General features: G+C 74.2%; 7 protein-coding genes and 1 tRNA gene. 4 read left to right on the top strand and 4 right to left on the bottom strand.

What is annotated here, in order from left to right; all coding sequences use genetic code 11:
- Window positions 1-90: 90 nt before the first annotated feature.
- Together pgi and ACFV0G_RS18715 are read right to left on the bottom strand one after the other, a co-directional pair.
- A complete protein-coding gene (gene pgi / locus ACFV0G_RS18720) occupies window positions 91-1,764 on the bottom strand; it encodes a glucose-6-phosphate isomerase (protein ID WP_380548498.1) in 1,674 nt (557 codons plus the stop codon).
- 147 nt (window positions 1,765-1,911) lie between these two features.
- Window positions 1,912-3,489 (bottom strand): Na+/H+ antiporter, encoded by a 1,578-nt coding sequence (locus ACFV0G_RS18715; protein ID WP_380548495.1) that lies wholly within the window; start codon window positions 3,487-3,489, stop codon window positions 1,912-1,914.
- A gap of 112 nt (window positions 3,490-3,601) precedes the next feature.
- Here ACFV0G_RS18715 and ACFV0G_RS18710 point away from each other — a divergent pair, with 112 nt between their 5' ends.
- The 3 genes from ACFV0G_RS18710 (at window position 3,602) to ACFV0G_RS18700 (ending at window position 5,193) form a co-directional block, all read left to right on the top strand.
- Window positions 3,602-4,432 carry an NADP-dependent oxidoreductase gene (locus ACFV0G_RS18710; protein WP_380548492.1) on the top strand — a complete coding sequence of 277 codons (831 nt, stop codon included), beginning with the start codon at window positions 3,602-3,604 and terminating at the stop codon, window positions 4,430-4,432.
- Between the two features lie 50 nt (window positions 4,433-4,482).
- A complete protein-coding gene (locus ACFV0G_RS18705; protein WP_380548489.1) occupies window positions 4,483-5,055 on the top strand; it encodes a YdeI family protein in 573 nt (190 codons plus the stop codon).
- Window positions 5,056-5,119: 64 nt separating this feature from the next.
- Window positions 5,120-5,193: transfer RNA gene (locus tag ACFV0G_RS18700), tRNA-Lys, on the top strand.
- Between the two features lie 61 nt (window positions 5,194-5,254).
- Here the strand turns inward: ACFV0G_RS18700 and ACFV0G_RS18695 are convergent.
- Window positions 5,255-6,952 (bottom strand): chitinase, encoded by a 1,698-nt coding sequence (locus tag ACFV0G_RS18695; RefSeq protein ID WP_380548486.1) that lies wholly within the window; start codon window positions 6,950-6,952, stop codon window positions 5,255-5,257.
- Between the two features lie 236 nt (window positions 6,953-7,188).
- Between ACFV0G_RS18695 and ACFV0G_RS18690 the strand changes: the two genes are divergently transcribed.
- Entirely contained in the window at window positions 7,189-10,401 is a 3,213-nt protein-coding gene (locus ACFV0G_RS18690; RefSeq protein ID WP_380548483.1) for a S41 family peptidase, read from the top strand.
- An 86-nt stretch (window positions 10,402-10,487) separates the two neighbouring features.
- Here the strand turns inward: ACFV0G_RS18690 and ACFV0G_RS18685 are convergent, their stop codons facing one another.
- On the bottom strand, window positions 10,488-10,694 hold the full coding sequence (locus ACFV0G_RS18685) for a hypothetical protein (RefSeq protein ID WP_380548480.1): 207 nt from the start codon (window positions 10,692-10,694) through the stop codon (window positions 10,488-10,490).
- Window positions 10,695-10,879 lie beyond the last annotated feature (185 nt).

Here is a 10,879-nt window from a genome sequence, read left to right as displayed (position 1 = left end):
CGGGGGCGCGCGGCGCGCGGGGGGCGGGGGGGGGGGGGGGGGCGGCCGGGCGGGGCGGGGGGGGGGGGGCCCCCCCCCCCCAGGGTCGGGTCAGCGGCCGCGCAGCGTGCGGTAGCGCTCGACCAGCGCGGCGGTGGAACTGTCCAGCTGCTCCGTGCCCTCGCCGGTCAGCAGCACCGGCTCGATCCGCTTGGCGAGCACCTTGCCGAGCTCGACGCCCCACTGGTCGAAGGAGTCGATGTTCCAGACCGCGCCCTGGACGAACACCTTGTGCTCGTAGAGCGCGATCAGCTGGCCGAGCACCGACGGGGTCAGCTCGGCGGCCAGGATCGTCGTGGTGGGGTGGTTGCCGCGGAAGGTCTTGTGCGGCACCAGCTCGGCCGGCACGCCCTCGGCCGCGACCTCCTCCGGCGTCTTGCCGAAGGCCAGCGCCTGGGTCTGGGCGAAGAAGTTGGCCATCAGCAGGTCGTGCTGGGCGACCAGCCCGGGCAGCAGGCTCTCCACCGGCTTGGCGAAGCCGATGAAGTCCGCCGGAATCATCTTGGTGCCCTGGTGGAGCAGCTGGTAGTAGGCGTGCTGCCCGTTGGTGCCGGGGGTGCCCCAGACCACCGGGCCGGTCTGCCAGGTGACCGGGTTGCCGTCGCGGTCCACCGACTTGCCGTTGGACTCCATGTCCAGCTGCTGCAGGTAGGCGGTGAACTTGGACAGGTAGTGCGAGTAGGGCAGCACGGCGTGCGACTGGGCGTCGAAGAACGCTCCGTACCAGACGCCGAGCAGACCGAGCAGCAGCGGCACGTTCTGCTCCGGCGGGGCGGTGCGGAAGTGCTCGTCGACCAGGTGGAAGCCGTCCAGCATCTCGCGGAAGCGCTCCGGGCCGATGGCGATCATCAGCGAGAGGCCGATCGCCGAGTCGTAGGAGTAGCGGCCGCCCACCCAGTCCCAGAACTCGAACATGTTGGCGGTGTCGATGCCGAAGTCGGCCACGCCGCCGGCATTGGTGGAGAGCGCCACGAAGTGCTTGGCGACCGCCTCGGTGCCCGCGCCGAGCTCGGTCAGCAGCCAGTTCCTGGCGGAGACCGCGTTGGTGATGGTCTCGATGGTGGTGAAGGTCTTGGAGGCGACGATGAACAGCGTCTCGGCGGCGTCCAGGCCGTGCACCGCCTCGTTCAGGTCGGCGCCGTCCACGTTGGAGACGAAGCGGACGTCGATGCCGCGGTCGGTGTAGGAGCGCAGCACCTCGTAGGCCATCGCCGGGCCGAGGTCGGAGCCGCCGATGCCGATGTTGACGACGGTGCGGATCCGCTTGCCGGTGTGGCCCGTCCAGGCGCCGCTGCGGACCCGGTCGGCGAAGGCGGCCATCTTGTCGAGCACCGCGTGGACGGCCGGGACGACGTTCTCGCCGTCGACCTCGATCACCGCGCCGCGCGGGGCGCGCAGGGCGGTGTGCAGGACGGCGCGGTCCTCGGTGATGTTGATCTTGTCGCCGCGGAACATCGCGTCCCGCAGCTCGGCGACGCCGGTTGCGGCGGCCAGCTCGCGCAGCAGCTCGAGCGTCTCGTCGGTCACCAGGTGCTTGGAGTAGTCGACGTGCAGGTCGCCGACCGACAGGGTGTAACGGCTGCCGCGCCCGGGATCCGCCCCGAACAGCCCCCGCAGGTGCTGCTCCCCCAGCTCGGACCGGTGCTTGGCCAGCGCCGCCCACTGCGGCGTGCGGTCAAGCGGGGAACGGCCGGCGGCCTTCTGGCGGTCGTCCAGCTCCGACATCGGTTGCTCCTTGAGTCATCCGGTTTGCGGTACCTGCACTGGGCCAGGCGAGAGGGAGCGCGAGGGTCAGGCGGTACGTGGTGCGTGCGCCGACTCCGTTGACGGCCTTGCCCGCGGCCAGCCTATCCCCGGCCCGGCCGCTCCCCGTCACTTGCGCGCCGAGCGGAGGTCGAGCTGGCGGAGCACCTCGTCGGCGATCTCCGGGTCGCCGCCGGGCTCGTTGCGGGCCGTCAGGACCTCGCGGCGGGAGGCGGCGATCATCTCCTGCTCGACGGAGGCGGCGGTGCGCCACTTGGCGAGCCGCCGGCGGGCCTCGGCGGTCTCCTCCTCCTGGTACTTCTCGGGGCAGAGCCGGGCCAGCCGGTCGTGCTGGCGCTCGCGGAGCCGCTCGGCGAGTTCGCCGGGCAGGTCCTGCTCCTGCTCCAGTTCGCCCAACCGGACGAGTCCGGCCTTGGAGGCCCGCCACCAGAGTTGACGCACCGCCTGTTCGCGCAGGTCGTGGCCGGCGTCCAGGCCGAGCCGGCGCACCAGCCAGGGCAGGCTGAGCCCTTGGACCAACAGGGTGAACAGGACCACGCTGAAGGCCACGAAGACGATCTCGCTGCGGGCCGGGAACGGCGTGCCGGCGTGCGTGGTGAGCGGCACGGCCAGGGCCAGTGCGACGGTGGCCACCCCGCGCATCCCCGACCACCAGAGGACGACCGTCTCCCGCCAGCTGAGCGGGGTCTCGTCGTCGTGGCCGAGCCGTTCGGAGATCCAGGCCGCGGGCAGCAGCCAGAGCAGCCGGACCAGGACCACCGTGGCGATCACCCAGGCCGTGTCGCCGAGCATGCCCTCCCAGCTGTTGCGGACGTCGGCCAGCACGGTCGCCAGCTCCAGGCCGATCAGGCCGAACGCGACCCCGGTGATCAGGATCTCGACGATCTCCCAGAACGCGTTGCCGACCAGCCGGTAGGCGACCTCGTCGGCGTCCGCGGCCCGGTCGGCGAGGTAGAGGGCGCAGACCACCACCGCCAGCACGCCCGAGCCGTGCGCCTCCTCCGCGGCGGCATAGGCGGCGAACGGCACCAGCAGGTTCAGCGCGACCTGCTGGGTGGGGTCGTCGAGCAGTCCGGCCAGCCGGCTGTTGAGCCAGCCGAGCGCGATGCCGACGGCGACCGCGACCACGGCGGAGAGCACGAACCGCAGCACCGCGTGCTGCACCGCGAAGTCGCCGTCGACGACCGCCTCGACGGCCAGCGAGTAGACCACGATCGCGGTGACGTCGTTGAACAGGCCCTCGCTCTCCAGCATCTTGACCAGCCGGCGCGGCAGCCCGATGGTGCCGGCGACGGCGACGGCGGCGACCGGGTCGGGCGGTGAGACCAGGGCGCCGAGCGCCACCGCGGCGGCCATCGGCAGCCCGGGCACCAGCCCGCGGAACACCTCGGCCACCACCGTGGTGGTCACCACGACCAGGGCCACGGCGAGCAGCAGGATGGAGGCGGCGTTCGCCCGGAAGGAGCGGACGGAGGAGCGGCGGGCCACCGCGAAGATCAGCGGCGGCAGCACCAGCGGCAGGATGAGGTCGGGTCTGACCTTGATGTTGGGGATCTGCGGGACGAGGGCCATGGCCAGACCGAGCACGGTCATCAGCACGGGCTGCGGCACTCTGATCCGGCGGGCCAGCGGCATCGTCACGACCGAGGCGAGCAGCACCAGGAACAGCAGTGACAGCTGGGCCACCGTTCGACCTCCGTGACGTGCGGGACCCGACCCTCCGGCCGAGCATAAGTGTGACTAAGAGGTCGGCCCGGTACGGCTCGCCGGGCCCGGCGCCACCGGTGGGAGGTGGGCGTTGCGCGCGCTGGTCCGGCAGGGCCCCGGCCCGCCGCGGCCCGGGACGGCGGAGGTGCCCCCGCCGGGTCCGGGGCCGCTGCTCGTCCGGGTGGCGGCGGCCGGCTGGCCCGTGCGGCCGGGGCCCGCGGGCGGCATCCCGGGCGAGGAGTTCGCCGGGGTGGCGGAGCGGCTCGGTGCGGGGGCGTACGGCTGGGAGCGGGGCGACGAGGTGCTGGGGCACTGCCCGTACGGGGCGTGCGCCGAGTTCGTGGCGGTGGACGCCGACCGGGTGGCGGGCCGGCCGGAGGCGCTGCCGTGGCCGGAGGCCGCCCTGCTGCCGCTCACCGCCGGCGGTGCGGTGGCGGCCGTGGACGCACTGGCGGTGCGGCGCGGCGAGACGCTGCTGGTGCACGGCGCGCAGGCGCCGGCCGGGCGGGTCGCCGTGCAGCTGGCGCTCGCCCGCGGTGCGCAGGTGGTGGCGGTGGCACCCGCGGCCGGCCACGACGGGCTGCGGGCGGCCGGCGCGGTGCCGGTCGGGTACGGCCCGGACCTCGCGGCCCGGGTGCGGGCGGCGGCGCCGCAGGGGGTGGACGCCGTGCTGGACGCGGCCGGGCGGGCCGCCGGGCCGTTCTGGCCGGCCCTGGCGGGCGGCTCCGGACGGGTGGCGGCCGTCGAACCGCCGGCCGGGGGCCGTGCGGGCGGTTCGGCGGAGTCCGCCGCCCTCGCCGACCTGGTCGAGCTCCGGGAGGCGGGGGCCTTCCGGCTGGTGCCCGACCTGGTGGTACCGCTGGAGGAGGCCGTCGCGGCGGCCGTCGCCGGGGTGCTGCGGTCGGTGGTGCTGCTGCCCTGAGCCGGCCCGGCACCCTGGTGGCCGTCGGTGCGGCGTGCTTGGCTGGGGTCATGGCCGACACGCTGGACACCGTCGAGTTCGCATCCGCCGAGGCGTTCGAGGACTGGCTCGCCGGGCACCACGACGCCTCCCCGGGCATCTGGCTGCGGCTGCGGAAGAAGGCGCCCGGGGTGGTCGCGCTCGACTACCCGCAGGCGCTGGACGTCGCGCTCTGCTTCGGCTGGATCGACGGGCAGAAGCGCGCCCTGGACGACACCCACTGGCTGCAGCGGTTCGGCCCGCGCACCGCGCGCAGCCGCTGGTCGAAGATCAACCGCGGGAAGGCGGAGCGGCTGGCCGAGGAGGGCCGGATGCGGCCGTCCGGCCTCGCCGAGGTGGAGCGGGCCCGGGCCGACGGCCGCTGGGAGGCCGCCTACGACGGCGCGCGGACGGCCACCGTGCCCGACGACCTGGCGGCGGCGCTGGCCGCCGACCCGGCCGCGGAGGCCTTCTTCGCCGGTCTGGACGCGGCCAACCGCTACTCGGTGCTGCACCGTGTCCAGGAGGCGAAGCGGCCGGAGACCCGGGCCCGCCGGATCGAGAGGTTCGTGGCCATGCTGTCGGCCGGGGAGAAGCTGCACTGACCCCGTACGGTGCACGGATGTGCGTCCGACCTGCGGGTGCGTGTATGGTTGGGCACGTCAGCAGGCGCCGCTAGCTCAGTTGGTTAGAGCAGCTGACTCTTAATCAGCGGGTCCGGGGTTCGAGTCCCTGGCGGCGCACCGACAGGCCGAAGGCCCCTCGCGAGAGCGGGGGGCCTTCGGCGTTCCGCCGGGCTGTCCGTCAGCCGAAGTAGGCGTCGAAGTTCTTGGAGAACTCCCGGCCGCCGAACTGGTCCCAGTTCACCGACCAGGTCATCAGGCCGCGCAGGCCCGGCTGGGGGCCGGCCTTCGGGACGTAGCTTCCGCAGTTGGTGCCCTTGGTGAGGCAGTCGAGCGCCTTGTTCACCTCGGTGGGGGCGACGTAGCCGTTGCCCGCGTTGGTGGTGGCCGGCATGCCGATCGCGACCTGGGAGGGCGCCAGCGCCGGGAACATGTTGGCCGTGTTCCCCGCCACCGGGAAGCCCTTGAGCAGCATGTCGGTCATCGCGATGTGGAAGTCGGCGCCGCCCATCGAGTGGTACTGGTTGTCCAGGCCCATGATGGAGCCGGAGTTGTAGTCCTGGACGTGCAGCAGCGTCAGGTCGTTGCGGAGCGCGTAGATCACCGGCAGGTAGGCGCCGGCCCGCGGGTCCTGGCCGCCCCAGGGGCCGGAGCCGTAGTACTGGTAGCCGAGTTGGACGAAGAAGGTCTCCGGCGCCATGGTCAGTACGAAGTTCTGGCCGTACTTGGCCTTGAGCGTCTTCAGCGCGGAGATCAGGTTCACGATCACCGGGCTGGTCGGGTTCTTGAAGTCGGTGTCACCGGTGTTGAGCGACAGCGAGTGGCCCTCGAAGTCGATGTCGAGGCCGTTCAGGCCCCACTTGTCGATGATCGCGGAGACCGAGGAGACGAAGGTGTCCCGGGCCGCGGTGGTGGTGAGCTGCACCTGGCCGTTCTGGCCGCCGATGGAGATCAGCACCTTCTTGCCCTGGGCCTGCTTGGCGGCGATGGCCGCCTTGAAGTCGGCGTCGGACTCGACGTTCGGGCACTCGCTCGCGGAGCAGCGGTTGAAGCGGATGTCGCCCGAGGTGACGGAGGTGGGCTCGCCGAAGGAGAGGTCGATGACGTCCCAGGAGTCCGGGACGTCGGCCATCCGGGTGTACCCGGCGCCGTTGGCGAAGCTGGCGTGCAGGTAGCCGACCAGGGCGTGGGTCGGCAGCCCGCCGCCGGGCGGCTGGGTGGTGGGCGGCTGGCTGGTCGGGGGCTGCGAGGTGGGCGGCTGCGACGTCGGGGGCTGGGAGGTCGGGGGCTGGCTGGTCGGCGGCTGCGACGTGGGCGGCTGGCTGGTCGGCGGCGCGGAGGAGGCCGGCGCGCCCGGCCCGTCCAGCGAGACGTCGTCGGCGTAGTAGGTGCCCTGGCCGTACCAGCCGTGGGTCCAGACCGTGGCGCTGGTCTGGCTCGCGCCGGTGGTGAAGCTGACCGTCAGCTTCTGGTACGCGCTGCCGGTGCTCGGCGTCCAGGTGGAGGTCCCGCCGTCCACGCCGAGGTAGACGTAGGCGCCCTTGACCCAGGCGCTGAGCGTGTAGGCGGTGTTGGGGGCCACCGTGACGGTCTGGCTGCACTGGGCGTTGTCGCTCGCCGAGGCGGCCCCGGCGAGTGCGTAAGTGCCGGTGTGGGCCTGGCCGGTGACGACGCTGCCGGTGTTCCCGGTGCAGCTCCAGGGGGCGATCGAGCCGCTCTCGAAGCCGCCGTTGGTGAGGAACTCGCCGGCCGTGGCCGAGGAGGCGAGGCCGAAGGTCAGCGCGGCGGCGCCGGCCGCGGCGACGGCCCAGGCGGTGGAGGCCGCCAGCAGGCGGCGGCCGGGTGGTGCGGCGTGCGAGGGGCGTGCGGACATGCGCATGTGGGGATGCTCCTGCCGTCGGATGCGGGGGTGTCCGACGCCGGTGGGGGCCGGCCGGGCGCAGGCCGCAGCGACGGCGCACCGGCCGCATTGGACTGGACCACTCTTGGACTAGACCACTGAAGCGAATAGCCGTGCGACTGTCAATGGAGTCCGGCGCACCGTCAGGCCCGGCCGGGCCGCACCGAGTAGGGCGGCGGGTTGCGAGGCCCGGTCGGGCGCCGAACCATGGAGAAGTGTCCGGATATCTCAGGTACCCCCACCTCCGCGGCGACCGGCTCACCTTCACCGCGGAGGACGACGTGTGGGTCGCCCCGCTGGACGCCGACGGCGCCACCGGACGCGCCTGGCGGGTCGGTGCGGACCGGGTCCGGGTCAGCCACCCGCGGCTCTCCCCCGACGGCACCACGATCGCCTGGACGAGCTGGATGGCGCTCGTCCCCGAGGTGTGGACGGCACCGTCGGCCGGCGGGGAGGCAGTCCGCCTCACCTACTGGGGCAGCCAGGACACCCGGGTCCGCGGCTGGCTGCCCGACGGCGAGGTGCTGGCGGTCACGTCGTACCACGAGCCGTTCGCCCACTACACCTGGGCGTACGGGCTGCCCGCGAACGGTGCGCCGGGCCGCCGGATGCCGTGGGGGCCGGTCAACGACGCCCAGGTCGGCCACGGGCACACCGTGCTGCTGACCGCCGCCGCCCCGCACACCCCGGCCGCCTGGAAGCGCTACCGCGGCGGCGCCACCGGCCGGCTCTGGCTGGACGAGGCCGAGCTGCTGCCCGGCCACCGCGGGCACCTCTCCTCCCCCATGCCGGTGGACGGGCCCGACGGGCTGCGGATCGCCTTCCTCTCCGACCACGAGGGCATCGGCAACGTCTACTCCTGCCGCCCCGACGGCACCGACCTGCGCCGGCACACCGACCACGCCTCCTACTACGCCCGCGAGGCGTCCAGCGACGGCACCCGGATCGTCTACCAGCACGCCGGCGACCTCTGGCTGCTGGACGGCCTGGCGGCCCCGGCGCCGCGCCGCCTCGACGTCCCGCTGGGCGGCGCCCGCTCCGGCCGGCGCCCGTTCCAGGTCTCCGCGTCGCTGCACGTCAAGGACCTGGTCTGCGACCGCACCGGCCGGGCCGGGGTGGTCTGCGTGCGCGGCAGCCTGTACTGGCTGACCCACCGGGACGGGCCCGCCCGGGTGCTCGCCGACACCCCCGGGGTGCGGGCCCGGCTGCCGGTGCTGCCCGGCTACGGCGGGCACGTCGCCTGGGTCACCGACGCCGACGGCGAGGACGCCCTGGAGATCGCCGCGCTGCCCGCGCGCGGCGAGCCGACCACGCCGCCGCGGCGGATCGCCTCCGGCCTGATCGGCCGGGTCCAGGAGCTGTCCGTCTCCCCGGACGGCCACCACCTGGCGGTGGCCGCCTCCGACGGGCGGCTGCTGCTGGTCGCCGCCGCGGACGGCACCGTCCGGGAGGTGGCCTCCTCCCAGTACGGGCCCATGAGCAGCCCCGCCTTCTCCCCCGACTCGGCCTGGCTGACCTGGTCGCAGCCGGTCGCCGGCCGCTCGCTGCGGGCGATCCGGCTGACCCGGGTGGACGCCGCCGAGCGGATCGTGGACGTCACCGGCGGGCGGTTCGAGGACGAGCACCCGGTCTTCACCCGGGACGGCCGGTTCCTGGTCTTCCTCTCCTGGCGCGGCTTCGACCCGGTGCACGACGTGCACACCGGCGACATGTCCTTCCCGCTGGGCTGCCGCCCCTACCTGATCCCGCTGGCCGCGGACACCCCCTCGCCGTTCGCCGCCCCGGCCGAGGGGCGCCCGGCCTCCGGCCTGGATCCGGACGACCCGGGCGGCGACGGCACCGTCACCGTCGACCAGGAGGGCCTCACCAAGCGGCTGGTGCCCTTCCCGGTGACGGCGTCCAAGTACTCCGCCACCGCACCGGTGCGCGGCGGCGTGCTCTGGCTGCGCTGGCCGATCTCGGGCGCGCTGGGCCAGACCTTCGCCAACCCGGCGGACACCTCGGGCCGCCCCACGCTGGAGTACTTCGACCTGGCCCACGGCACCCGCAGCACGGTCGCCGACCAGCTGGACGGCTACGCGGTGTCGGGCGACGGCGGCTCGGTGCTGGTCTTCTCCTCGGGCTCGCTGAAGCTGCACCCGCTGCCGGCCGGTGCCCCGGTCACCGTGGACCTGCGGCGGATCACCCACACCGTGCACCCGGCCGACGAGTGGCGGCAGGCCTACCACGAGGCGGCCCGGATCGTCCGCGACCAGTTCTGGGACGAGGACATGTGCGGCCTGGACTGGCCCGAGCTGGTCGACCAGTACGCGCCGCTGCTGGAGCGGATCGCCGGCCCGGACGACTTCGCCGACCTGCTGCGCGAGCTGTTCGGCGAGCTCGGCACCTCGCACGCCTACGTCACCCCGTCCCGCCGCGGCGAGGGGCCGCAGCTGCTCCAGCAGCCGCTCGGGCTGCTCGGCGCCAACGCGCACCGCGCGGAGGACGGCCGCTGGCTGGTCGACCGGATCCTGCCCGGGGAGTCCTCCGACCCGCGGGCGCGCGCCCCGCTGGCCGGCTACGGGATCCAGGACGGCGACGAGCTGGTGGCGGTCGACGGCCGGCCGCCCGACCCGGTGCGCGGGCCCGGCCCGCTGCTGGCCGGCACCGGCGGCACCACGGTCGAACTGACGCTGCGCTGCAAGGGCTCCGGGCGGATCCGGCGGATCGCGGTCACCCCGCTGACCGACGAGCGGCCGATCCGCTACCAGGACTGGGTGGCCAAGCGCCGCAAGCTGGTCCGCGAACTGAGCGACGGCCGCTGCGGGTACCTGCACATCCCGGACCTCGGCGGGTCCGGCTGGGCGCAGTTCAACCGCGACCTGCGCAGCGAGCTGGCGAAGAGCGCGCTGATCCTGGACGTGCGCGGCAACGCCGGCGGGAACGTCTCCGAGCTGGTGCTGGAGAAGCTCGGCCGCCGGGTGCTGGCCTGGGACTTCACCCGGGGCCGGCATCCCGTCCGCTGGCCGCGGGACGCCCCGCGCGGGCCGCTGGTCGCCGTCTGCGACCACGCCACCAGCTCGGACGGCGACGTGATCATCGCCGCCATCAAGCTGCTCGGGCTCGGCCCGGTGGTCGGTACCCGCACCTGGGGCGGCGTGGTCGGGGTGACCGGGCGGCACGTGCTCGGCGACGGCACCCAGATCTCGGTGCCGAAGAACGCGTCCTGGTTCACCGGCGGGATCGGCTGGTCGGTGGAGAACCACGGCGTCGAGCCGGACGTCGAGGTGCTCCGCTCGCCGCACGGCTGGGCCACCGGCGAGCACACCGACCTGGCCGCCGCGGTGGAGCTGGTGATGGAGGTGCTCGCCGAGCACCCGGCCGCCGCCCCGCCGCCCGCCGACACCCCGCGGCCGGACCTGCACCGGCCGCCGCTGCCGCCGCGCTGAGGGACCGGGACCGGCGGGCAGCCGAAGGGGCGTACCCGCGGTCGGCGGGTACGCCCCTTCGGTTCATCGGATCGGTGTTCGCGCACTCAGTCCCAGGGATCGCCCTCGGCCGTCATGTCCGCCGCGGCCCGGCGGTCCTCGGCCCTCTGCTCGGCCACGTGCTGGGCGTCCGCCCGCATCCGCTCCGCCTTGTCGCCGAAGGCGTCCGCGGCCTCGTCGTGGGCGATGGCCGCCCGGTCGCCCGGGCTGACCAGGTCGTGTGCCTTGGCCCGGAACCTGTCGAAGATGCCCATGTCTCCACCTCGCTCACGCATCCGGACGACGGGCTCCCCTCACTGTCACACTACGCCGCCGTGCATGCCACCGGGGTGCGCCCCGATAGGGGGCTACCCCGGTGTTGCGTTTCCTCGCGGGTGACCAAGAACCCGACGCCGTGTGCATACGGGGGGCGGGCACCGCGCAAGGCGCGGGCGCGGGC

Origin of the sequence: Kitasatospora sp. NPDC059571 (genome assembly GCF_042735675.1) — a bacterium.
Taxonomy (GTDB): Bacteria; Actinomycetota; Actinomycetes; order Streptomycetales; family Streptomycetaceae; genus Kitasatospora.
Note: the sequence above shows the minus strand (reverse complement) of the source record. Positions and strands in the feature narration are given on the sequence as shown.

Coding starts and splice junctions, on each gene's coding strand:
- ACFV0G_RS18695 (WP_380548486.1), bottom strand. CDS start 6,952: ATGCGCATGTCCGCACGCCCCTCGCACGCCGCACCACCCGGCCGCCGC.
- ACFV0G_RS18685 (WP_380548480.1), bottom strand. CDS start 10,694: ATGGGCATCTTCGACAGGTTCCGGGCCAAGGCACACGACCTGGTCAGC.
- pgi (WP_380548498.1), bottom strand. CDS start 1,764: ATGTCGGAGCTGGACGACCGCCAGAAGGCCGCCGGCCGTTCCCCGCTT.
- ACFV0G_RS18705 (WP_380548489.1), top strand. CDS start 4,483: ATGGCCGACACGCTGGACACCGTCGAGTTCGCATCCGCCGAGGCGTTC.